Source organism: Thermogemmata fonticola, assembly GCF_013694095.1.
In the GTDB taxonomy this organism is placed as follows: domain Bacteria; phylum Planctomycetota; class Planctomycetia; order Gemmatales; family Gemmataceae; genus Thermogemmata; species Thermogemmata fonticola.
Genome location: NZ_JACEFB010000007.1, coordinates 118,875 through 142,986 on the forward strand (window position 1 = coordinate 118,875; position 24,112 = coordinate 142,986).

A 24,112-nucleotide genomic window follows, 5' to 3' on the forward strand; every position below is an offset into this window, starting at 1 on the left:
CGCGGAAGCGAAAGGCTGTTCGCTGGAAAGCCAAGGCCAAACCGATAGCAAACCCAGGGAAAAGGCGAGAGGGAACGGGGCGCACGGGAGCGGTCCATTGGCTACAATGAAAAATTGGGTTGGAATGGCGGGAAAACGAGAGGTGCGCAGCTATGCAGGCTCGAGTCGGGAAGTGTGAGTGACGGCAGCATGGGGGAGGCGCCTCTGACACGCGTGACTTTGCTGGCTCGGCTTCGGGACCCCGGTAACGCCGAAGCCTGGCGGGAATTTGTCCACCTCTATGGCCCGGTGATCTATCGGTTTGCCCGTCAGAGGGGCCTGCAAGATGCCGATGCGGCCGATCTCATGCAGGATGTGTTGCGCAGCGTAGCCCGCCACGTCGGAGAGCTGGAATACGATCCCCGCAAGGGAACCTTCCGCGGGTGGTTGTACACCATCACCCGCAACAAAATTTACAACTTCCTGCTGGCCCAGCGGCGCCGGCCAAGGGCTAGCGGTGATGACAACCATCAGGAACGTTTGGATGCCGCACCGGCCCGTGAAACCAGCGACTCTCCCGAGGCCCAATGGGAGCGAGAATACCAGCGTCAATTGAGCTGGCAAGCGATGGAGCGCGTGCGCCATGAGTTCCAACCCAACACCTGGCAAGCCTTTTGGCTGACCGCTGTGGAGGGGCAAGCCGCCGCAATCGTGGGCGAACAGCTCAAAATGTCCCCCGGTGCGGTCTATGTCGCCAAGTGCCGTGTCCTGGCACGCTTGCGCGAAGAAGTGCAACGACTCCTCGCGGAAGAGGACGACTGATCCTCACGGAGAATCTTCCGATGCCGCCACGAAACCCGTTGCTTCAGCGATGTCCCCCCGCTGCCCCCGTCTCGCGGTCCGCGGCCGCTCAGACCCCACAGGCCGCGGACGATACGGAGGAACCCCGGCAGCATGACAACCACCGTTGCTCCCCGCTTTGTCATGAAAAGCCTCGCTTCCCCTGTGGTAAATCCCAGCAGCGGCTTTTACCCCCGCGAAGGCCAAGAGAAGTAAAACAGCGGGGCGAAAACATGACAGCGGAAATGGAGGGCGGCCTCGCGTGAACCCGAAAGGATCGCCCCAAGGACAAGGATCATGAACGAAGTGATACCAGCGGGCGAATGCCTGGCAGAAGGGGAATTGGAGCGGCTGGTGCGCGGCCGCTTGAGCGCCAGTCGGGCTGCCTGGGCTGCCGACCATTTGACCCAGTGCCGCCACTGCCAGCAGCGGCTGGAAGCTCTCAGCGCGGGAAGCGAATCCTTGACCGCCGCCCTGCGCGAGCTGGCGCATTGGGACTTGCCCCGTGATTCCGCCTACTATCGCGCCCTGGCCGCAGTGGAACAAGAGTTGCGCCGGACGGCCGCTTTCGCCTCTCCGTCCCAGGAAGCCGCGGCGGAGGATTTCCGCTTCCTGCTCCCTTCGGAGGAACCGGGGTTCCTGGGCCGCCTTGGTTCCTTTCGCATCCGGCGGCTCTTGGGGCGGGGCGGCATGGGCGTGGTTTTCCAGGCGTATGACCCGGACTTAGACCGCGAAGTGGCCATCAAGGTGATCGACCCGCGTCTGGTCGGCAACGAGGTGGCCCGCCAGCGCTTCTGCCGCGAGGCCCGGGCCGCTGCCGCCGTCACACATGACCACATCGTGGCCGTGCACCAGGTGGCAGAGGATGAACATTCCGGCCTTCCTTACTTGGTCATGCAACTGGTGCAGGGTGAATCCCTGGAACAACGCCTGCGCCGGGTGGGAAAGCTGGACGGAGTTGCCGTCGCCCGTATGGGCATGCAAGCCGCCGCTGGTCTGGCCGCAGCGCACGCCGCCGGACTGGTCCACCGCGATGTCAAACCCGCCAACATCCTCCTGGAAGCCCCCCACGATCGCGTGAAACTGACCGACTTCGGCCTGGCCCGCGCTGTGGAGGATGTCCGCCTGACCGGCACGGGCATCGTCGCCGGTTCCCCCCTCTACATGTCCCCCGAACAGGCTCGTGGCGAAGCCGTCGATCACCGCACCGACCTCTTCAGCCTCGGTACCGTCCTTTACGAAGCCCTTAGCGGGCAGGCCCCCTTCGCCGCCTCCAGCCCCCTGACTGTCTTGCGACGCATCACCGACGAGGAACCGCTCCCCCTCACTCAGCTTGAACCGGCGGTCTCCCGTGAACTCGCCCAAATCATCCACAAACTGCTCGCCAAGCGCCCGGAGGACCGCTATCCCACCGCCTTGGCCGTAGCCGAAGACTTCGCCCGCGAACTGGCCCGGCAGCAGCAGCTCAGCCCTTTGGAACTTCCCGCCGGCGTCTGCGTCGATAGTCAATGCTTTGTCACGTCACCTTCCCGCTTGCCCTGGGCGAATTGGAAGAAACATTGGGGACACTGGTCCAGCCGCCTGCGATCCCTGCGCGGTCTGCTCCCCTGGCTCGGCGGAATGCTCCTCGGTGCAGCCCTGATGGCCCTGCTTCAGGGACCGCCGGTTCCCTCCGAGCGGATCGTCGAAGTGCCCCTGCCCCGCACCAGCGGTCCGCCCCCGCAGATCGTTCTGGACGGCCAAGCCGGCAGCGTCTGGAGTCTGGCCTTCGCCGCACCGGATCGCCTCGTCGTCGGGGCGGAAGACGGTTCCCTGCGCCTCTGGGACTTGCGCCGCGCCGCCGACGGAGCTGAGGGACTGCTCAAAACCTTTGAACCTCGCCAAAACGGCAATATCTGGAGCATCGATGTCTCCCCGAAAGGCAAATACATGGTTTCCGCCTGCGACGACTCCGCCGTCGTCCTCTGGAACCTTCAAACCCTCCGCTTTGAAGGCCTCAAATTCCCTCACCCTCACTCCGCCCGCTCAGCCGCCTTCAGTCCTAACGGCCGCTTCCTGGCCACCGGCGATCGCAATTCCACCGTCCGCTTGTGGGACCTCGACACTCAGGTCCCCGTCGAATTGCTCGGCCACCGCGGCACCATCCACGCCCTCGCCTTTAGCCCCGACAGCCGACGGCTCGCCAGTGCCGCCTCCGATGGTACCGTCCTCCTCTGGAGCCTCGACGATCAACAATGGCTCCCCCGCGAAGGTCTCGAACATGACCTCCGCCTCGCCGAACATCGCGGACCTGTTTACGGCGTCACCTTCTGCCCCCAGGGCGAACATCTCGCCACCTGCGGCTGGGATGGCACCGTCCGCCTCTGGGATGCCACCAACGGCACGCAACTGCTCAGCCTCAAAGCCCATGATGGCGACGCCTGGGCCGTCAGCTTCGGCGCCCAGGGACAATGGCTTGCCAGTTGCGGCTCCGATGGCGCAGTCAAAGTCTGGAAAGTCCCGGAAGGGCGCGAAATTTTCGCCTGGCGCGGCGAACGGGGCATCCATACCGTCCGCTTTGGACCCGATGGGCACACCCTCGCCGCCGCCGGTCGCGATGGCCTCGTCCGCCTCTGGCGGCTCCCCCTCTCCCTGCCCCACAACGACCCCTCCCATCCCCCACCCCCTTGATTCACACCACCCAGGACTTCTCTAATACCCGCCGCTAAGTTATCGAGCCGTCACGGCTGTTGACTCTCCGTTGTCAGTCAGCGGATATGGTGCGGTGCCGAACGACGGGCATCTCAAGAGCTCTGCAAATCTATGGCTGCTTGCCATCGACAGGCGACCTATACGCCTTATTTCTCGGAGTTCCCCCGGAATCTCTCTAGCCCATCCTTCCTGGCTGTCTCTTCCTGACGGACCCCCGGCAAAAAAATTTGGGATTTTTTCCTTGACGCTGACTTTCCCGTCGAATACCATCATGACAATCCACGATCTGGCAGCAAAACGGATCGTCCCATGTCTGGCTCGCAACGCACAACACGCACTATGGGCTGGCTGGCTGGCTGGCTGGCTGGCTGGCTGGCATAGGACCGCCCCTCGTAGGTCTTGTCCTATTGGCGGCGGCGGGACTGAAGCTGGCCGGCCAAGCAGTCTCCCCCTTCGCGCAGCAGGGAATCCTGACGGCTCCCCACCTCCAAGCCCTCGCTGTGGTCTGGGAGATTCTCCTGGGAGTCTGGCTCATTTCTGGGGTGTATCGCCCAGCGGCCTGGCTGGCGGCGGTGGGCACGTTTAGTCTCTTCGCCCTCATCAGCGGCTATTTGGGGTGGATGGGTCAGGCGAATTGCGGCTGCTTTGGGGTGATTCGGGCCAGTCCCTGGGCGGCCTTCACCATTGATGTCATAGCACTGACGTTGCTCCTGCTGGCACGAGTGAACCGATCAACAGTTTCCCCCGCACCTCAGGAAGCACGAGGGGTTGGCTTTGCCGGTCTGCTCGTCGGTGCGGTTCTGATCCTGACGTTGCTGGCGGTTGGAGCATGGTTACGTTATGGCTCTTTGGAGGCGGCCCTGGCTCGCTTGCATGGCCAGTCCCTCTACGCCCCGACCTATGTCGATTTTGGTTCTGCTTCTGCTGGTCAAGAATTGGTTCAGGACATTATCCTTACCAACTGGACAGATGCTCCCATCCGTGTGATCGGTGGGACTTCGGATTGTTCCTGTGTGACGACTTCGAGCTTGCCCTTGACCATTCCGCCGGGGGAAAGGCGGGCGGTGCGGGTGGTGCTGCGGCCACCGGGGGCGGTGCGGGGTTGGTTGACGCGGCGGGCGGAGTTGTGGACGGATTGCGAGCGTCAGCCGGTGGTACGGTTGGTGGTGGGGTGTCGTGTGGAGTGAGGGAACAACCTGTTTGTGGGGCCGTTGCTCCGTCAAGAGGCGAGCGGTTCTGGTGAGAGGGAACAACTTTCGGGGCGGTCCCGGAAGTGAGAGTGAGGTTGGTGAGTTGCTGGTTGTGGGAGGATTGTTTATGATGCGGGTGTATGGTGGGCTGTCGCAGGTATGTGGTTCGCTGGCGTTGGCGGTGTTGCTGGTAGGATTGGCCGCTTGGAGCAGCCATGCGGTAGGGCAAGTCAGAGGACCGACGGGATGTAGAGATTTTTGCAAGATGTATCAAAACAACGAGGCATTCCAAGATTGCTTTAATGCTTGCATGAACGGTGCTCCGTATGTGTGCGGAGACAATAGACCAAGTTGTCAGGGGAGTTCTTGTATAGGAACAGTAGGTGTTATGGCAGGTTGTGGAGCTCCAGACAGGAAATGTGGAGATACGCCTAATGGCTACCTGTGTGCTCAATATTGCTTTTGCAAAGGTTATGGTGCGCAAGATGGTGGATTTGTTTGCCATTGTATAAATAAGTAACAGAGGAGATGGGTCAGTTATTTTCGGGTAGAACGGTTTGCACCGATGAGTGGATGTGGTGCAGACCCACATGAATCATCCAGTCTCTGGGAGCAAAAGCATGTCCAGTCACCCTTGGATCCTCGGCGTCGTTGTTGTCGTAGGGACGATGCCATTTAGGACCTTAGGTCAGGCAGAACAGTCGCTCGACTTCAAGAAGGATGTGCTGCCCCGCCTCCGCTCCTCCTTTTTCCCGGAGGATATACCCGCCATTTCGATCAAATGTCGCATGACGGTGGAGCCTAGAGATGATACACCCTCAGAGACGCGCGAGGCGGTTTATCGCTTTTCACCCCGAGGCGGTTTAGTCACGCATTTACGTTGGGATAAGCCTTACATCGATGGTTACAATCCCTGGTATGCTTTTCGCATCGAACGTCCGGCTGAAGAAAAAGACTGGAAATTGGTATCCCTGTGGATGGCGGGAGACCCAGGATACGAAGAATATGTCGATAGTATTAAGTTGCAAGTGAAAGAGAGGGCGCGGATTCCACCGGTGGGTATCAAGGGTGTGAGTTTAGTGGAATTAGCTACGTTTCGGTCATTTCGGCTCACGGAATGCAAACGGGTTAACAGAGCAGGGCGAGAGTATATCCAGGTTAGCTTTGAGATTCAACCGAGTCGGGAGGAAGCTGAGCGGTATCCCGTCGCTGCCTGGGAGGGATTGGAGTTTTTACGTCATGCTACGATTATTATCGATCCGCAAATGTGGATCACGGTTGAGCGTGTGACGCAACACTTGGGTAATATCAGAGGAGATTCAAAGGTTTACATTAAAAATAATATAGAATATAGATTTAATTCTAAGGATCAATTGATAGGTTATAATATTCATGCAGAAATAACAGAAGTATCGCAAAAGCGCCGCGATGTGATTCCACGGACACCGACATCCGTAACACGGATCGAGACGATAGTTGAGACGCCGGAGGATATACCGGATCGGGAGTTTATGTTGACGGCGTTTGGGTTGCCGGAGCCGAAGGGGGTGAAGGTGCCGGGTCCCTGGATTCCGCCGTACGTTTGGTTGATCGTGGCCGGAGTGGTATTAGCCGTGGTAGCTGACATTTTTCGTCGATTGGCTCGTCAGCGGGGTGGGTCTCAGGAAGCAACGTGATTATGTCAAGATCTGCGGGGAGGGATGGCCATGACTCGTCCTCGGTGGGGGTTTAGTCTTATCGAAGTGGTGGTGGTCATCGCTATCGTCGCGCTTCTGGCAGGTCTGCTGTTGTCGGCAGTGCAGCAGGTTCGGGGTGCAGCGGCCCGGATGCAATGTCAGAATCATCTGCGGCAACTGGCTTTGGGTTGTCACCATTATGCCGCGGCAAAGGGTCAGTTGCCGCCGGGGGTGGTGATTGGCAACGGAAAGCCGGAGCAAGTGCCGATGTTTTGTTCGACCTGGCTAGTACACATTCTGCCGTATATAGAACAGTCGGCGGTGTGGGAACAGGTCCAGGCGGCTTATCGGGCCGATCCGAGTCCCTTCGGTTCGGCGCATCAGGCGGTGGCTCAGGTGGTGATTCCTGTGTATGGATGTCCATCAGATAGTCGGGTGTCAAGTCCACAGGTGATTCCGGACAGTCATTTGGTGAAGTCGCTGAGTAGTTATTTAGGGGTGATGGGGGACAATTATGCCAGTGGAGATGGAGTGCTTTATACCGATTCTCAGGTCAAGATGGTGGATATCCGGGATGGGACGAGTCAGACGTTGCTGATAGGGGAACGGCCACCGGCGGCGAATCTGACGTTTGGTCGGTGGTATAACGGTCGAGGTCAGGCGTTTACCGGTTCGTTGGATGCGATTTTGGGGGTACGGGAGATCAATTTGCGACCGCAGGGGATTCCGGATTGTCCGCGGGTGGTGTATCGGTTTGAGCCTGGGGATTTTTGGGATAATTGTGATGTGTTTCATTTTTGGAGTCCGCATAGTGGTGGGGCGAATTTTGCGTGGGCGGATGGTTCGGTGCGGTGGATTCCATATTCGGCGGCTCGATGGATGCCGGCTTTGGCTTCGCGTGCCGGAGGAGAGGTGGTGGAACTGCCAGAGTGAAGAGGGGTTGTTGTGTCCGTTCGAGGTTTGTGAATAAGTGTGACATATGTTTGTTTGATCAGTCAGGATCATGGAGCCGAGGGTGGGGGGAGTTGGGCTGGGGATAGAAAGGGAAGACGATTCCCTGCGGTTTGAGATCGTCGGGGGTGTGAGGTCGTCGGGAGTTGGGGATTCAGCGGGGCCAGTGGAATTGAGGATGTTGTTGGCGCCACCGTGTGAGGCGTTCGGCCTGGGGTCCGCTGGAACAGGCGGCGGTGAGGGTCTGTCCGATGAAGTGGACTGCTTCGACGAGGCGTTCATCGGATTCGGCACAACTGAGGCGGAGAAATCCGAGTCCGGAAGGGCCAAAGCATTCGCCCCCTAAGCAAGCGACCCCTCGACGTTCGTCGGCAGCTTCCAGCAAGAACATGGCTAGGCCGTGGGAGGTCAGACCGAAGCGTTGACACCAGAGGCGCAAATCGGGGAAGACGTAGAAGGTGCCGGCGGGGCGGCGGACGCGGACACCTTCCAGGCGGCTCAGTTCGGTGACGAGCAGGTTGACTTTGGCGCGGAATTGGTTCATTTGTTCATTCCGAGTGGGTTCGTCCAGTTCCAGGGCGGCCTGGGCGGCCTTCTGGACGAAGGGGGGCACACAGGAAAGGGACGTGTTCAGAAGTTTGCCGAAGACCTGGATGACCGGTGGGGGAGCGACGGCGAAGCCGCAGCGCCAGCCGCTCATGCTGTAGCTCTTGGAGAAGGTGTAGGCGGCGACGGTGCGTTCCCGCAATTCCGGCAGGCTCAGGGGGGTGTGGTGTTTCCCCTCCCAGACCATGTGGCAGTAGGGTTCGTCCGAGAAGAGGAGGACGGGGGTGCCGCGGAGGAGGTCGGCGAAGGCGCGGAGGTCATCGAGGAGCAGGATGCTGCCGGTGGGGTTGTGGGGGGAGTTGAGGAAAACGGCTTTGGGGCGGCTGTGCTGGCGGAGGAAGCGGGCGAGGTCGTCGGGGTCGGGGCGGAAGTGACGCTCCGGCCGCAGGGGGGCAAGGACAGGGATAGCCCCGCGGCGGAGGATGTTGGGGAGGTAGGTCGGGAAGGCGGGTTCAAAGACCAGGACGGCGTCGCCGGGTTCGAGGAAGGCTTCGCAGAAGAAAGTTTGGAAGATTTTGGCCCCGGCGCCGACGGCGATGTGGTCAGCGGTCAGGTCGAGGGCGAATTCGCGGTTGAGGGTCTGGGCGATGGCGGCGCGGAATTCAGGCAGTCCGAGGGAGGGGGCGTAGCGGGTGTGACCGGCGTCGAGGGCAGCGTGGGCAGCAGCCAGGGCATGCGGCGGGGTGGGGAAAGGACTGTCGCCGATCTGGAGTTCGATGACCTCCTTGCCAGCGGCGCGGAGGCGGCGGGCCACGGCCAGCACGTCGAAGGCGGTTTCGCTGGTCAAACCAGCGGCGAAGGCGGAAAAGGCCCAATTCATGGAATGATCTCCGTCGGGCGGGGTCAATAGGACCGCGGAAGCGTGGGGCGCTCGTCGGAGCGGTTGCTTCCGGCGGAACGGCGGCTTTCCCCGTGGTCTCGTCCTTTACTTCAGCGCGTTTGTCCTTTACTGCTGCAAGTTGATGGCCCGTGCCAGGGGTTGAAGCACCTGGGGCAGCACCGCCCCCTGCATTAGCTCTTCGAGGATGCGCCGCTGATTATGGTAGGAATCGATGAAGTTGGCGAAGGGCTGCTTATTCCAGAGCTGCCGCACGGTCAGGTAGAGGGAGATCGGGGCGTCCGGCGAAGCCTGGCCGTTGCGGAGGTGGTAGGCATTGGTGCGGGTTTCGATGTGCAAGCGGGCCTGCAACTGGAAGGTGTCGTCGAGGGCCAATTGCAGGATCGGCTGGTAATGCAGGACGGAGGCGCCCGGCATCTGGCTGAGGGCTTCCAAAGGGGTGCCGCTGGCGATGGCTTCCAGGACCAGTTGATCGTGGTTCCCCTGGTAGATCAGGTCGAAGTGGTACATGACATCCAGGGATTCGGTTTGCAGGCCGCTGAGATCGAGGTGGAACGGGGCCAGTTCCAGGATGCGGGTGATGTGTTCATCGGCGGCTTCGAGCGAGGGGGGATTGACGAAGCCACAGCAGAGGCGGCGGCGGTCCAGGGACACCCAGCGGTAGCTGCCGCTTTCCCGCTCTTCTTGGAGGAAGTAGTCCTCCTCGGCGCGCTTCTCGAATTCAGTCATGCTCGGCTGAACCTTTTGGATCGCCTCGAAGAAGTGCAGGACCGTTTCGCGGCCAGTCGGCATGTCCAGCTTGGAGTGCAGATACAGGGTGACCCCGCATTCATCGCACAAGGAAGCGTAGGGGTTCATGAGAAGGCCTCCGCGATGGTGCACCGTGGCAGAAGAAAACCTCCCGGAGGAGGACCGCCCGCGTTCGCCGTTACAGGACAGGAAGAACCGCGGTTGTCGCCGGCGGAGGAGAGGAGCCGGGATGCTAAACCTCTCCTCCCGCGCGGCCAGTATCCAGCCGAAGCGCCCGCAGGTGTGGTGTTGTTATTGTTCGTTCCGAGGTGTCAACTAGCAAGGTTGGCAGAGAGCGTGGCAGGGGGGCAGTGCTGGGGCGAACGGCAAATGCCGCCGCTCCGGGACCGGGCACCAGCGGCCTCTGGAGAGTGGGGAGCCGCCAGCGGTGAACCAGAGCAGGGAGGGGGAAATCGGCGGGAAGTAGGAGGTTGGGGGGCCGGAGCTGTCACAGCCGTGCCAGTGGGGTGAGGGTTTCGCCGGGGCGGGGCGGAGTCGGGGCGGCGGCGGATGAAACGGGGTCGGCGGCTTCGGCAACGGGCAGCGGCTCCGGAGCCATTTTCCCCAAGGCGCTGAGCAACTGGCCGGCCCAGCGATAGATGTTGTGTTCCAGAACCTGGGTCCGCAGGCGGCGCATCCGACGCTCTTGCTCTTCGACCGGCATGGTCAGGGCTTGGTACAAGCCTTGGGCCAACTCTTCCACGTCGAAGGGGTTGACCAGGACGGCGTCGGTCAGTTCGCGGGCCGCTCCGGTGAAGCGCGACAGGACCAGCACGCCGCGCTCATCCTCGCGGGTGGCGACGAATTCCTTGGCCACCAGGTTCATGCCGTCGTGCAGGGAGCTGACCACGCAACCGGCGGCCATGCGGTAGAGCAGGGTGATCTCCTCCGGTCCGAGATGCTCCTGGAGCAGAACCACCGGCTGCCAAGAGGGGGTGCCGTGTTCCCAATTGATCCGGTCGGCCAGTTCCTGGACTTCCTCGGTCAGGTCGCGGTAGGCCGGTAGATGGGTGCGGCTCGGCGCTCCGACCTGGAGGAAGTGGAAGGTGCCCCGGAGCTGGGGATGCTTGCCCAAGAGGCGATCCAGGGCGAGCAAGCGTTCGGGGATGCCCTTGGTGTAATCGAGGCGGTCCACGCCGACGAGCAGGGGGCGCTGGCCGAGGCGGAACTTTTTGCGCAGCCGGGCGGCCCGGCTTTCCCACGTGCTGCCAAGATAGCGGCGGGGCAAATCGGTATCGACACTGATGGGGAAGGGGCGCACCTGGGTTTCGTGCCCGCCGCGGGTGATCGAGAACGTCTCCCGGTTCCAGCGGCACTCCAGGGTGCGATCGACGCATTCGAGGAAGTTGTTGCAGTCATGCTGGGTGTGGAAGCCGAGCAGGTCGTTGCCGAGCAGGCCGTCCAGAATCTCCCGCGCCCAAGGGCAGACCAGGAACTTGTCCACGTTCGGCCAGGGGATGTGCCAGAAGTGGGCGATGGCCAGATCAGGCCGGGCTTCCTTGAGCAGGCGGGGCAGCAGGGCAAAGTGATAATCCTGGACGAAGATCAGGGCTGGGCCGTCCTGCGCTTCCTCCAGAACGGCCGCAGCGAATAGCTCGTTGACCTGGCGGTAGGTCTGCCAATGCTGAGGGTCGAAAAGGGGGCGGCAGAAGACTTCATGGCACAGCGGCCAGAGGCAGCTATTGGCGAAGCCGTAGTAGTAGCCTTCCTCCTGTTCCCGGCTCAGCCAGACGCGGCGGAGGGTGTAGCGGGGATCATCGGGGGGCACGCCGACGCGGCCCGCCTCGTCACACACTTCCCGATCAGCTTCGCCGGAACCGTGCGCCACCCAGACCCCGCCGCAGGCTTGCATCACGGGGTCCAGCGCCGTCGTCAAACCGCCGGCCGGGCGAATCCAATCGATCTCCCCTTCCCGGTAGCGGTGAATATACGGCTCGCGGTTCGCCACGATGATCAAGCGGGCGCCGCCCAAACGGGTCCGCGCCACTTCCAGCAGACGGTGCTTATCCCAAGCCATCGATGTCCTCCTCGGAAGGTCTCCGATTCCAGATGTTGCTCAAGCTCCGACTGCGCGGAGAGCGGTACGACCCAACGACGCAAAGCACACAGTCATCCGTGACTCAGCAAACACGGTGCCGCGGATCATCCCCACTGCCTGGCTGAACTTGATCCCCAAGAGCGGCGGAACCTCCCACTCGGCTGGCCCAGCGTTTGCAGAATCCCCTCCGGATCTGCGGCATAAAATGCCATACCGCAACGGCTTGAACCGCGCGTGCGGACGGCGGGCGGCGGAAACCCTCCGGCTGCACCAAACCTGCGGCGAATTGTGCAAATACGACCGCCCAGACATCAGCCGCTTAGGATTGGTTTCGCGGGGTTACGCTGCCCCGTCCGATGTTCAGAAACTGGCCGAGATTTGTTCAGAAATTGGACAGCCGAAAGTGGCCTTGCGGGAAAACGTAAACGTTCCTGAGGGAAAACGTACACCTTCTCCGACGTGCCGGGGCAGACTTCGCTGAGTCTCAAGGGGCCTGGCTGGCTCCCAGGAAGCGCCCCAGGGAGTGCTAAGGTTCCTCGGAGCTGTGAGGCGGCAGGGGAAGCGGGCAAGATAGCATGGAAGGATTGCCATGGGGAAGAGGTCGTGTCATGGTGAGAATAGGGGAAGTCCGAGAGGCGGGAGCAGGAGGAGCGGGGATGCGGACGTACATGATGGCCCAGTTGACCGCTCCGGTGGCGGGTTTGAGCGTACTGCTATTGGGTTTGGCGGTGGTGGCAGCGTGGTACGTGCAGGACATGCAAGCGCGGGCGTCCGGCCCGATTGCCAGCAGCGTGGCCAGCGTCACGGCGGCGCAGGAGTTTGAAATCGTCATCCGGGAAGTGACGGACATTCTCTACCGGGCGATCATTCACTTGCAGGATCGGGAGCTGGAAGAGCGTCTGCCGTGGCTGCGCCGCCGGGCGGATGAGGCCCTGGCCCATGCCGAGGAGGCGGCCCGCACGGACACGGAGCAGCAGCTCATCGTCCGGGTCCGGGAAGGGTACCAGCATTTCTTCGCGGAGTACGACCGCATCCGGGCGCATCCGCCTCCCCAAGGGCGCTATCCGGAGATCAGCCGCCTGCTCGATACGGTGCTGAGCGAGGAGATTCTCAAGCCGATCCATGAGTATCTGCGGCATAACGAAGCGATGCTCAAGCAGGCGAGCGCGACCAATGAGCATTTGGCGCAGCGGCTGAGCATCGGGCTATTGGTGGTGGGCCTGTTCGGTTCGATCGGCGGGCTGTTGGGAGGCTGGGTGATCGCGGGGGGCGTCCGCCGCGCTCTTTTGGAAAATGAGATGCAGTGGCTGCTGACGGTAGAGCGGCTCGACGAGGTGCTCCAACAGTCGGGCCAGGCGGTGGAAGGGCCGGTGGAAGGGGGTGATCCGCTGGCGCGTTTCCAGGCTTCGCTGGCGGCGGTGTTGCAGCGCTTGCAGCAGACCCAGCGGGATGCCCTGCGCGCGGAGCAACTGGCCTGGATGGGCCGGATGGCCGCCAGCATCGCCCACGAAATCCGCAATCCGCTCATGGCGATCAAGCTGCTGATTCAGACCGCGGGGGAACGGCCCGGCGGACCGCACCTGCGCCCGCGCGACTTCCAGGTGCTGGAAGAAGAGATCGCCCGGTTGGAACAGATCGTGGCCGGCTTTCTGGACTTCGCCCGCCCGCCGCGCCCGCATCCCCAAGCGGTGGATGTCGTCGCGGCTACTGCCGCCGCCCTAGAGAACATTCGCCCCAAGGCCGAGAGCCAAAATGTCGCCCTCCGCCTCGATGGCGGCGAACTTCCCCTTGTGGTGCAAGTGGACCCGAACCAGCTGCGCCAGGTCCTCTTGAACCTGCTGTTCAACGCCTTGGAAGCCCAGCCGGACGGCGGGGAAATCGAAGTCAGCGTCCGCCTGGATCGCCTCACGCCGGCTCAGCCCCATTGGCTGCTCAGCGTCGCGGACCGTGGGCCAGGGTTGCCGGAGGTGGGAGAGCGCATCTTCGAGCCGTTCGTCAGCACCAAGGAATCCGGCTTGGGTTTAGGGCTGTCGATTTGCCGGCGGATTGCCGAGATGCACGGGGGAACGCTGACGGCGGAGAATCGGCCTGGCGGCGGAGCGGTGTTCACCCTGCGCTTGCCGTGCCAGCCGCCCTTGGCCCCGCCGAACGGGACGAGGGAAGGAACGGGAGAAGCCGACCGCCTGGAAGCCGCCCCGACTCCCCGCGCTCCGGTCCCGGCGCCGGCCCTGCCCCGCCCGCGCCCGGATCGGCAGCCCCCCACTCGGCCCATCGCCGAGCAAACCTAGCAACCCCTGGCGGAGCAAGTCGAACACCCGGAGGGTGTACCCGTGGCGAAACTGCTGATCATCGACGACGAAACGAACATTCTCTACTCGCTGCAAGAGGGCTTGGCCAGCGAAGAGCTGAGCGTGGTGACCGCCAAGACGGCGCGGCGCGGCCTGGCTCTGTTGGCCCGCGAACTGCCCGATGTGGTCATCCTCGATGTCCGCCTGCCGGACATGGCCGGCCTGGACCTCTTCGACCGAATCAAGGAACAGGCCCCGCGGGTACCGGTCATCATCATCACGGCCTATGCCACCACGGAAACCGCCATCGAGGCGATGAAGCGGGGCGCCTTCGACTATCTGCTCAAGCCGGTCGATCTGCATCACCTGCGCGATGTGGTGCACAAGGCGATCGAATTGCGGCGGATGCAGTCCGTGCGGGCGGTGTTCGACCAGCCGGAAAGACCGGGGGAGGACCCGATCATCGGCCACTCGCCGGCGATGCAGGAGGTGTACAAGGCCATTGGCCGCATCGCCCCGCAAGATGTCAACGTGCTCATTCTGGGAGAAAGCGGCACGGGCAAGGAGCTGGTGGCCCGCGCCCTCTACCAGCACTCCCGCCGGGCGGATCGCCCCTTCCTGGCCATCAATTGCGCCGCCATTCCCGACTCGCTGCTGGAAAGTGAGTTGTTCGGCCATGAGAAAGGGGCCTTCACCGGGGCGGACCGGCAGCGCATCGGCAAATTCGAGCAAGCCCACGGCGGCACCCTCTTCCTCGACGAAATCGGGGACATGTCCCCCGCCACGCAGGCCAAGGTCCTGCGTGTGCTTCAGGATCAGCAGTTCGAGCGTGTCGGCGGCAGCGAAACCATCGCCGTGGATGTCCGGGTGATCGCCGCCACCAATCAGAAGCTGGAAGCCCTGGTGGAACAGGGCCGCTTCCGCAGCGATCTGTACTACCGCCTCAACGGCGTGACCATCCACCTGCCTCCGCTGCGGGAGCGCAAGGAGGACATTCCCTTGCTGGTGGACCACTTCCTGCGCCTGGCCAACCGCAAGCTGGAGAAGAACGTCAAAGGCGTGGCCCCGGATGCCCTGCGCATTCTGGAGGCTCACGACTGGCCGGGAAATGTCCGCGAATTGCAAAACGTCATCCGTTACGCCGTGATCCAGGCGGTGGGCGAAGTGCTGACGGTGGATTGCCTGCCGGCGTCGGTCCGCGGTGGACCCGCCCCCCAAACCGGCCGCTCCGCCGAAGACCCCCTCGATGTCCGCCGCCTCGTCCGGGACATGCTCGCCTTCGGCACCCCGGACATCTACCGCCGCGTCATCGCCGAAGTGGACCGTGTGGTCCTCGAAGAAGTGCTCCGCCACGTCGGCGGGAATCAGGTCCATGCCAGCGAGTTACTCGGCATCTCCCGCACCACCTTGCGCGCCAAACTCGCCGCGGACAAAACTTCCATCCTGCACGGCCCCTTGCCGGAAAACTCCTGAGCCTGGCCCTCTGGACTTTCCCTCGGCCCCTGAGGTCCGCGGCGTTTCCCCTTTGCTGACTCAGTTTCTGCTTTTTCCTCTTCGCCGCAGGTTTTCCCTTTTTCGCTGCCACCGTTTTCCTCTTCGCCGTAGGTTTTTCCCTCTGCGCCGCGGGCTGGTCTTTCCAGATTTTTCACCTGCTTTCCAGATTTTTCACCCGAATTTTGCAGGTTTCCCAACTCCCGGAGGTGGGGCGGAAGAGGGGTGGAGAAAAAATGTCACGAAAAGTCAGAATCTGCTTGCAGGACGGCCAGGAACGTTTATAGTGATGGGAACACAGAGAGTTCCAGTTCAAGGGACGATGTGCTGGCTCATCCCCTGCGGTGGGTACCTGCTCCAGCGGTCGGACGGGGCCGGAGGTGACGACGGGCGGCACAGACAAGGCCGAAGGGTTTTTGCGAAGGTTGGTTTGGGTATGGCTACGAACATCTATGTGGGCAACCTGCCCTGGAGCACGACGACGGAGGACCTCTACGCCCTGTTCCAGCAGTACGGGGTGGTGAGCCGGGCCCAAGTGATCATCGACCGGGAGACGGGGCGATCGCGGGGCTTCGGGTTCGTGGAGATGCCGAACGAGGAGGAAGCCCAGGCGGCGATCGCCGCGCTCAATGAGGCCCAGTACCAGGGTCGGCCGCTGACGGTGAATGTGGCTCGGCCACGGGAAGCGGGCGGCGGACGGGGAGGACCCCGGCGGGGCGGCGGCTACGGCGAACGCCACGGCGGCGGGGGCGGCGGCTACGGCTACGGTCGGGAGCGCTATTGATTCCCTTCCTGCCGATTTTTCCGAACCTGTTGCCCCTTTTCCCGAATCTGTACCATTAGACAGTGAGGCGGCCTCCGGTCATCCCCGGTCACCGGAGGCAGCACCGTTTTGTTTCACTCCCCAGCAAGTACCGGGGTGGCATGCGAGGGTTGACTCATGGCGAAAGAAGAGGGGATCGAAGTCGAAGGCCGGGTCAAAGAGGCCCTGGCGAACACCCAGTTCCGCGTCGAACTGGACATCGGCGGTGAAGTCATTGCCCACGTCTCCGGCAAGATGCGCAAAAACTTCATCCGCATCATTCCGGGAGACCGGGTCAAGGTGGAACTTTCCCCCTACGATCTCAAGCGCGGGCGCATCACCTACCGGGCCAAGCAGTGAAGGCCGGGCGGTTCCGCTCCCGCGGCGATCGTTCCTGTGAAATTCCTCCCACGGGCAGATTCTCAGTCGATCCACGCCACCGCTTTGGAGGTGAGCCGAGGAGAGCGTCTGGCCGAAGAGGCGTTGTCGCTCGGCTAGCTTGCCGCTTGGCATTGGCCGCACTTCCCCATCCCAAGAGCCTCAGGATTACCGGCATCCCCGGTCGCGTGAATCCGCCACGGCGGGTGCACTTCCGCTTGCCTTCTCGTCGCCCCACCGCTCCCCTGGGCCCGTACTTTTCCGACAGGCAACCTCCGGTTGCGTTGGTCTCTTTCACTCTTGGCTTTGGCGGGGCAAGCACTTGAGACAATCTGGACGAGCGGAGGTATTTTTTACTTGACGCAGGGGGGCTGCTTTGTCAAACTTATCCCTGTCGCCTGTCCCCCTTGGGGGAATGGAAGTTTCCCCCCATTGTCCCAGCCACGGAGGGTGCAAGCATGTTATTCACAGCAGAAGCAAAAGCGCAAGGCTGGCGAGCGGTGGCCGTCTTCGACGATGGCCGTCCGGAAGGTTTGGTCTTCGTGGGCCGTTCCTCCACGCATGTGCGGCAGGAGTACGCCGCCGCCTTCCTGGAACTCTACGACGAGGAGGATCGCGCCCACGTGACGGCCATCGAGCTACAGCAGTGGGTAGGGGCGCCGGATGCCGGCTACTGGACGAAGAAGAACACGCTCAAGATTCCGGTGCCGAGTAAAGCCGCGGTCAAGGTGAAGGCCGCCGCCTGAGACTCAGGTCTGAGAGTCAGGCCTGAAAAGTTGCCGTTCGCAACCGCCGCCTGAGATTCGCGCTGGATGCGCACCCGCTTCCCTCCGCTTGCGGGTCATCGGTGTTGGGCTAGCCGCCGCGGGGGAGGGAAGTCGAGCCGGCGGATTTCCCCCTGCGCGCTTCCTGCACCTCCTCCCGTTCTCCCCGGCCTGCCAGCGGCTACAATGGTTGGTATGGCCGATCGGGTGCCGTTACGTGTCAGTCAATTCCAGGTGCCGGTGGAAGAGCCGGAGGATGGACTGCCGGAGCAAGTGGCGGAGGCGCTGGGTCTGACCCCCGGCGACCTGCTGCACTGGCGTGTGGTGCGCAAGGCGCTCGATGTGCGAGACAAGCAGAACCTGCGCTTTGTGTACACGCTGGAGATCGAGACGACGGCGGAGGCGGCAGAGCACGCCCAGCAGTGGGTGGAGCTGACCGGCAGTCCACTGGTGGTGGCGGTGCGATCGGAGCCGCCGTTTTGCATGCCACCGCCGGGTTCGCAACCGTTGGGCAGCCGTCCGGTCGTGGTGGGGTCCGGCCCGGCGGGTCTGGTCTGTGCCTATTTCCTGGCGCTGCACGGCTATGCGCCGCTGGTGCTGGAACGGGGCGCCCCCGTTCAGGAGCGCATCCGCCATGTGCGGGCCTTCGACGCCGGCGGACCGCTGCATCCAGAGAGCAACTACCTCTTCGGCGAAGGCGGGGCGGGGACCTTCTCTGACGGCAAACTCACCTGCCGCAACTTCGGGCCGGATGCCCTGCGCGTCCTGGAACTGCTCGCCGAGTGCAAGGGGCAGCAGCCGGGCAAGCCGAACATCCTCTACTATCATCGCCCCCATCTGGGGAGCAACCGCCTGCCGGCTGTGGTCAAGGCCCTGCGACAGCGGATCGAGCGGCTCGGCGGCGAGGTGCGCTTCTACACCCGTGTCGAAGACCTGCATTTCGACAGCGGCGGCATCCGGGGGCTGAGCACCTCCAGCGGCTACCTGCCCGCCCAGGTCGTGGTGCTGGCCATCGGCCACAGTGCCCGCGATACCTTCCGCATGCTGGCCCGCCGCGGCGTACCCCTCTCCCCCAAGCCGTTCCAGTTTGGCGTACGTGTCGAACATCCCCAGGAACTGGTCAATGCCGTGCAGTATGGCCCGCGCCAGGACTATTACGTCCAGAAGCTGGGCAATGCGGACTACTCCCTCATTGTCAACGACAGCCGCTGGCCGCTTTACTCCTTCTGCATGTGTGCCGGAGGGTACATCATTCCCAGCGTGTCCGCGCCGGGGTATTTCTGCACCAACGGGATGAGTTTGAGCCGGCGGGATTCCCCCTACGCCAACAGCGGGCTAGTCACCACGTTGCCGGTGTCGGCCTTTGGCGGCAGCACCGCTTTGGCGGGAGTGGAATTGCAGGAGCGGTACGAAGCCCGCGCCTTTGAGCTAGGCGGCGGGGCGGACTATCGCTGCCCGGCCCAACTCGCCCGCGACTTCCTCCAGCAGCGCCGCTCGGCCCGCTTGCCGTCGAGCAGCTATCCGCGGGGCTTGACCAGTGCGGAATTGCGCGAGGTTTTGCCGCCTTTGGTCATCACTGCCTTGGAAAAAGGCCTGCGTGTGATGGATCGCTACTGGCGAGGGCGGTTCCTGCCGGAAGCGCTGCTGGTCGGTCCGGAAGCCCGCGGCAGCTCCCCGCTGCGCATCGACCGTGATCCGCAGACGCGGCAGTCCCCCGGCGTTCCCGGCCTCTATCCCGTGGGGGAAGGGGCAGGCTATGCCGGCGGCATCGTCTCCGCCGCCGTCGATGGCTTGCGCACCGCACGGGCCATCATCGCCACCTATGCTCCGTTGCAAGTGCCGGCCGCGGTCGGTTGATCGATGGGGAAACCGCCTCCCCGGCGAAACTGGGGACCTGAACAGAGCGGCTCCCGGTTCTCGCCGCTTTCCCTTCCTCCCTTCATCTCCTTTTTGCTTGCAATCCCTGGCGTGCCGATAGTACATTACATAACGTTCCAGTAACTGCCCCAGAATCGGGGGTGCGCCCTTTCTGTTCCGCAACGATTCCTGGAGACGCTGCCATGCGCTCGCTGCTGCTAGTGGGAATGACCGCCGCCTTGTTGGGCGGGGCGGTTTGGCTGGCTCAGACTCAATCCGCCGTGGGTCCTCAAGCGGGTGGACCTGCCGGTTCAGACCCAAACCAGATTCAGATCGAAAAAGGGGCGAAAAATCCCTGGACGAGCTTGCAGATCAACGCCGATCCGGAGCAATTCCAGTTCGCGGTGGTAGCGGACCGCACCGGGGGTCACCGCCCCAAGGTATTCTCCCAGGCGGTGCACCGCATCAACCTGTTGCAGCCGGAGTTCGTCGTCTCCGTCGGAGATTTGATCGAAGGGTACACCCTCAAGGAAGATGTGGTGACGCAGGAATGGCAGGAGTTCGACGGTTATGTCCGCCACTTCGCCATGCCCTTCTTCTATGTACCGGGGAACCACGATCTGACCAACCCGATGCAGGTCCGCGTTTGGGATGAGCGGTACGGCCGGCGGTACTATTCGTTTCTGTACAAAAACGTGCTGTTTCTTTGCCTGAGTTCCGAGTCGCCGCCGGATGGCATGGGCACGATCGATCCCCAGCAGCAGAAGTGGGTGGCGCAGGTGCTGGCGGCCCATCCCAACGTCCGCTGGACGTTCGTCTTTTTGCACAAGCCGCTGTGGACGGACCGCGACTTAGAGAAGAACGGCTGGGCGGCGGTGGAGCAAGCCTTAGCGGGGCGCAACTACACCGTCTTCTGCGGCCACGTCCACCGCTATCAGCTCTTCCGCCGCCACGGCATGGATTACTACCAGCTTGCCACCACGGGGGGCGGCAGCCGCATGCGCGGCGTGGACTACGGCGAATTCGACCACATCGCCTGGGTGACGATGAAAAAAGACCGGCCGGTCATCGCCCAGGTGCTCCTGGATGGCATCTTGCCGCCCGATCTGCGTGTCCCGGATAGCGACGAAAAGGGCGTGCCGGTCAAGAAAGTGGCCACCTATCCCGCGGGCGGTGTGGTGACGCTCAATGGCCAGCCCCTGCCGCGCGCCGCCGTGACCTTGCACCGCTACATCGAAACCAGCAAGACCTACCGTGCCGTCAGCGATGGCTGGACCGATGAGACCGGCCGCTTCCAACTGAGTACCTATACGCGCTTCGATGGCGCCCCGGAAGGAGAGTTCGTCGTCACCGTCCGCCTGGCTCCCAAACTCCTGAACCTGGGCGGACCCGCGGAAAAGTCCCCCATTCCCGAACGCTACAGCACCCCGGCGCGCTCCCCCTTGCGGGTCAAAATCACACCCGCCGCCAACGACTTGAAACTGGAGCTGACCGATTGAAACTGAAACTGACCGGCTCGTGACGGGTGCTGCCGACGATGCGAAAACAGGACTTGACCGGTCCATGACCGGCCCAGACCAATCCCACGGATTCGGGAAGCCGCGGTAAAACCAAGCTTTCCGATTCCCAGGTGCCTATCCCATGACGCGTTGGGTTCGCCTGCTCGAAGGACTCACCCTGGGGGTGATCCTCTACAGCGTTGTTATCTTCACCGTGGAGTTGGAATGGAGCGCCGAAACTGAGGAGCTGCCTCCCTTCTTCGCCTACTCGGAGCTGGCCATCACAGCCTTCTTCACTGTGGAGTATTTTGTCCGCTGGGCGGCTTCCCGCAGTTGGCGCTACCCCTTCAAGCCGATGGCTCTGGTCGACTTGCTCGCCCTGTTGCCGTTTTACCTGACCTTTCTGGTGGACCTGCGGGCCTTGCGCCTCATCCGCCTGCTGCGCCTGGTGCGGCTGCTCAAACTCTACCGTTACACAACGGCTTTGCACAGCATCCGCAACGCTTTCCACCGGGTCCGCTACGAATTCGGAGTCATCGGCTTTGCCCTCTTCACGTTGAGCTGGATCTGTGCCGTCATCCTTTACGAAAGCGAGCGGGAAGCGCAGCCGGAGGCAATGCGACACTTCTCCGATGCCGCCTGGTATGTGATCGTCACCTTGACCACGGTGGGTTACGGCGACAAAGTGCCAGTGACGCCGCTCGGCAAGCTTACCGCCGCCGCCTTGATGCTCGGCGGCCTGGGACTGTTCGGCACCTTCGTCAGCCTCATCGGCGGGGCCTTCGTGGAGGAGCTGCGCTTGCGCCGCCTCCGCCATCACCACCATCACCACCATCCTGTGCCGCTGCTGGTGCTGCCGCCGACCCAGCCGGGTGAGCCGCCCCGCTGCTTCCAGCCTCACGAGATCATCCAGGCCCTTGAACAGGGCCAATTCGCCGCCCACGACCCAGCAGCCCTCGCGGAACTCCGCCAACTCCTCCTCGCCGCCTGCCAGTGGATTGTCCACGAACAGCAGCATGTTCATCCGTCTCACCCGCCGAACTGATGCAACCGCTTCCCCCCGCCTGTTCTGCCTCGCTTCCATTCGCTTTCCCGTCCATTGAAGCTGATCGTGCCCTTGCCTTGCGGCTAGGGGTGGTGTGCAGGCTCAAGCAGCCGCTCGATCGGCCTCCGGTCGATCCGAGCGGTCACCCTCCGGCGATGAGATGTGACCATAATTTTTTCGTGGAAGAGAGGTCTATTCATCTCACAGTATGATCTTCTCTTCTCCAGCAAAAATTTAGACTATTTTTGGATATACAATTCCTTGTTCAGCGTCAGACAGTGTCATAGGATGGAGTGTCTGCCTCGCATCGTCCCTGCTGACGGGTCGCCATAACGGGAACAGGAGGGCGGAGGTGTACGCGGTTGGGGATATTGTGACGTTGAGGTGTCAGGATGAAAGCCATGGTGAAGCCTCGCCCAATTCATGCGTGGCCGGTGGGTAGGGGGGTAGAGGCAGGAGGCCGTGACTCGGAGCAGGGAGGGTGCAGGCAAGGAGCGGTGGAGCAGAGGGCACTCCGCCGGTACGGCTTCACGCTCATCGAGCTGTTGGTGGTGATCGCCATCATCGCCATTCTCATCGGGCTGCTTTTGCCCGCGGTGCAGAAGGTCCGGGAGGCGGCAGCCCGCATCCAATGCGGCCATCATCTCAAACAGATCGCCTTAGCTGCTCACAATGCCCATGATGCCCAGGGATCATTCCCGCCCGGTTTAGGGTACTGGGGAGCAAACGCCTACGGCACCTTCCATTTCCATCTCCTGCCGTATCTGGAGCAGCAGGCGTTGTATCAGCAGTCGTTTTACGCCGGGTACTATTTTGCAGGAAATCACGGGGTTTATTCTCAGCCGGTGGGGATTTACATTTGCCCGTCCGATCCCAGCGTGCCGGGGACGAAACAAGCCCAATGCTCGATGGGCAACTGGTGGGGCGTGGCCAGCTATGCCGTCAACGTCCAGGTGGTCTGCCAAGTCGATGGGAATGGCCGGCTCCGCTCACCGCAGCACGCCGCCCGCCTGCCCGCTTCGATTCCTGACGGAACCTCCAACACCTTGCTTTTCGCGGAGAAGTATGCCCAGTGCTTCAACACGAGTTATCCCTACGGGGGGAATTACTGGGCGTACTACTTCACCGGCGGGGTCCATTTGCAGCCGTATCATCCGGGGTTTGCCGTTTCCTGGAATAGTTGGAGCATCGGGCCGATGTCCAAGTTTCAGGTGCAACCGCGGCCCTACAACGGCAACTGTGATCCCACGGTTGCCAGTTCGCCGCACAGCGGCGGCATGCAGGCGGCGATGGCGGATGGCAGCGTCCGCTTCTTGTCCTCCTCGATCACTCTGTACACCTGGTGGTACCTGTGCACCCCCTCTGGAGGCGAAGTGCTGCCGGTGGATGCTTACTGAGCAGCGAGGAGTCGAGGGAAAAGATAGGAACCTCTAGTTAGACTGATGCTGGAATGAAGCAGCGACGAGACGGCCTCAGACCCACCTGTCCCCCAACTCCGCAGGAAGTTCGCCGGAGTTCGTGACCCACCGAAAGCAGAGGCCGGCAAAACGGGAACGACTCCCACGATAATGGTGGGGAAAAATTGCTGGCGAGGCGATGAACTTCAGGAGGAATCCAAAGTGGCTCGGCAACGGGTTGGCTTCGTGATACTGGCGGCGGCCTGTGTCGTTTTGAGCGGTTGCCAGCCGTCCTTGGCGACGGTGGAGGGCCAGGTGCGTTATCAGGGCCAGCCGCTGCCCGGTGGTTCGATCATTTTCTACTGCGCGGATGGACAGATTGTGCGCGGCCTGATCGCTCCCGATGGCCGCTATCAGGTGGTGAATGTGCCTTACGGAACAGCGCGGGTGGCGATCCAGGCGCACCGTGCCCAACCGGAGGGGTTGCGCCTGCCGCAAAAGCTGCCGCCGGTCAAAAACGGACCGATTAGTCCCGCCGGCTTGCCGCCGAATGATCCGCGGGTGGTACCCCTACCAGCCCGTTACGCCTACCCGGAGGAATCCGGGCTGAGCCTGCTTGTGGACCGGTCGGTGATAACTCAGGACTTTGAATTGAAACCATAATGATTATGTCATGAAAAAGTATAACTGGAGTATATGAATATGTCTTCCAAAATATATACGATTTATGGAGACGATTCCAAAAAATCATCAATATACCACATCGTGCAATTAATTGCGGGCATTTTGCTTATCTTACTTGGCATATTAGTGATACTATGTCAATACTATTCGGAGCGAGAACTCCTGGTCATTTTGCCTACGTTTCCTCCTCCGAAGTTGGCGGCGGGTTTATTGATCTTACTCTGGGGGGTAGCGCTGTTCTGCCTAGCGAAAAGGCTCATCCTCTTAGCTCGCCTGACAGCGGCTTTGATAGTGGCCCTGGGTCTCTTG

General features: G+C 62.2%; 18 protein-coding genes. 15 read left to right on the forward strand and 3 right to left on the reverse strand.

Features of this window, described 5'->3' with window-relative positions; translation table 11 throughout:
- Positions 1-189 precede the first annotated feature (189 nt).
- From H0921_RS11040 to H0921_RS11060, 5 genes are all read left to right on the forward strand, one after another.
- Positions 190-801: an RNA polymerase sigma factor gene (locus H0921_RS11040; protein ID WP_194538140.1), complete on the forward strand. Its 612-nt coding sequence runs from the start codon at positions 190-192 to the stop codon at positions 799-801.
- 315 nt (positions 802-1,116) lie between these two features.
- Positions 1,117-3,489: a WD40 repeat domain-containing serine/threonine protein kinase gene (locus H0921_RS11045; RefSeq protein WP_194538141.1), complete on the forward strand. Its 2,373-nt coding sequence runs from the start codon at positions 1,117-1,119 to the stop codon at positions 3,487-3,489.
- A gap of 398 nt (positions 3,490-3,887) precedes the next feature.
- Complete coding sequence (locus tag H0921_RS11050; protein WP_390622564.1) at positions 3,888-4,697, forward strand: MauE/DoxX family redox-associated membrane protein; 810 nt, start codon at positions 3,888-3,890, stop codon at positions 4,695-4,697.
- Between the two features lie 623 nt (positions 4,698-5,320).
- Positions 5,321-6,376 carry a hypothetical protein gene (locus H0921_RS11055; RefSeq protein WP_194538143.1) on the forward strand — a complete coding sequence of 352 codons (1,056 nt, stop codon included), beginning with the start codon at positions 5,321-5,323 and terminating at the stop codon, positions 6,374-6,376.
- A 30-nt stretch (positions 6,377-6,406) separates the two neighbouring features.
- Entirely contained in the window at positions 6,407-7,309 is a 903-nt protein-coding gene (locus H0921_RS11060; RefSeq protein WP_194538144.1) for a DUF1559 domain-containing protein, read from the forward strand.
- A 172-nt stretch (positions 7,310-7,481) separates the two neighbouring features.
- Here the strand turns inward: H0921_RS11060 and H0921_RS11065 are convergent, their stop codons facing one another.
- From H0921_RS11065 to H0921_RS11075, 3 genes are all read right to left on the reverse strand, one after another.
- Entirely contained in the window at positions 7,482-8,753 is a 1,272-nt protein-coding gene (locus H0921_RS11065; RefSeq protein ID WP_194538145.1) for a pyridoxal phosphate-dependent aminotransferase, read from the reverse strand.
- 126 nt (positions 8,754-8,879) lie between these two features.
- Complete coding sequence (locus H0921_RS11070; RefSeq protein WP_194538146.1) at positions 8,880-9,629, reverse strand: hypothetical protein; 750 nt, start codon at positions 9,627-9,629, stop codon at positions 8,880-8,882.
- 379 nt (positions 9,630-10,008) lie between these two features.
- The gene (locus tag H0921_RS11075; RefSeq protein ID WP_194538147.1) at positions 10,009-11,577 is read right to left on the reverse strand and encodes an alpha,alpha-trehalose-phosphate synthase (UDP-forming); all 1,569 of its coding nucleotides are present in this window, start codon (positions 11,575-11,577) and stop codon (positions 10,009-10,011) included.
- Between the two features lie 677 nt (positions 11,578-12,254).
- On the opposite strand from H0921_RS11075, the gene H0921_RS11080 reads away from it, so the two are divergent.
- From H0921_RS11080 to H0921_RS11125, 10 genes are all read left to right on the forward strand, one after another.
- Positions 12,255-13,886 (forward strand): sensor histidine kinase, encoded by a 1,632-nt coding sequence (locus H0921_RS11080; RefSeq protein WP_194538148.1) that lies wholly within the window; start codon positions 12,255-12,257, stop codon positions 13,884-13,886.
- Between the two features lie 42 nt (positions 13,887-13,928).
- Entirely contained in the window at positions 13,929-15,359 is a 1,431-nt protein-coding gene (locus tag H0921_RS11085; protein ID WP_194538149.1) for a sigma-54-dependent transcriptional regulator, read from the forward strand.
- Positions 15,360-15,813: 454 nt separating this feature from the next.
- Entirely contained in the window at positions 15,814-16,161 is a 348-nt protein-coding gene (locus tag H0921_RS18225; RefSeq protein ID WP_194538150.1) for an RNA recognition motif domain-containing protein, read from the forward strand.
- A 156-nt stretch (positions 16,162-16,317) separates the two neighbouring features.
- On the forward strand, positions 16,318-16,539 hold the full coding sequence (infA, locus tag H0921_RS11095; RefSeq protein ID WP_194538151.1) for a translation initiation factor IF-1: 222 nt from the start codon (positions 16,318-16,320) through the stop codon (positions 16,537-16,539).
- A gap of 476 nt (positions 16,540-17,015) precedes the next feature.
- Positions 17,016-17,303 (forward strand): hypothetical protein, encoded by a 288-nt coding sequence (locus H0921_RS11100; protein ID WP_194538152.1) that lies wholly within the window; start codon positions 17,016-17,018, stop codon positions 17,301-17,303.
- A 213-nt stretch (positions 17,304-17,516) separates the two neighbouring features.
- Positions 17,517-19,178: an NAD(P)/FAD-dependent oxidoreductase gene (locus H0921_RS11105; RefSeq protein ID WP_228499419.1), complete on the forward strand. Its 1,662-nt coding sequence runs from the start codon at positions 17,517-17,519 to the stop codon at positions 19,176-19,178.
- A gap of 203 nt (positions 19,179-19,381) precedes the next feature.
- Positions 19,382-20,677, forward strand: a complete 1,296-nt coding sequence (locus H0921_RS11110) for a metallophosphoesterase (protein WP_194538153.1) — start codon at positions 19,382-19,384, stop codon at positions 20,675-20,677.
- 142 nt (positions 20,678-20,819) lie between these two features.
- The gene (locus tag H0921_RS11115) at positions 20,820-21,722 is read left to right on the forward strand and encodes an ion transporter (RefSeq protein ID WP_194538154.1); all 903 of its coding nucleotides are present in this window, start codon (positions 20,820-20,822) and stop codon (positions 21,720-21,722) included.
- A gap of 497 nt (positions 21,723-22,219) precedes the next feature.
- Positions 22,220-23,119, forward strand: coding sequence for a DUF1559 family PulG-like putative transporter (locus H0921_RS11120; RefSeq protein ID WP_194538155.1), 900 nt, complete (start codon positions 22,220-22,222; stop codon positions 23,117-23,119).
- 222 nt (positions 23,120-23,341) lie between these two features.
- Positions 23,342-23,782, forward strand: a complete 441-nt coding sequence (locus H0921_RS11125; protein WP_194538156.1) for a carboxypeptidase-like regulatory domain-containing protein — start codon at positions 23,342-23,344, stop codon at positions 23,780-23,782.
- The last annotated feature ends 330 nt before the right edge of the window (positions 23,783-24,112 follow it).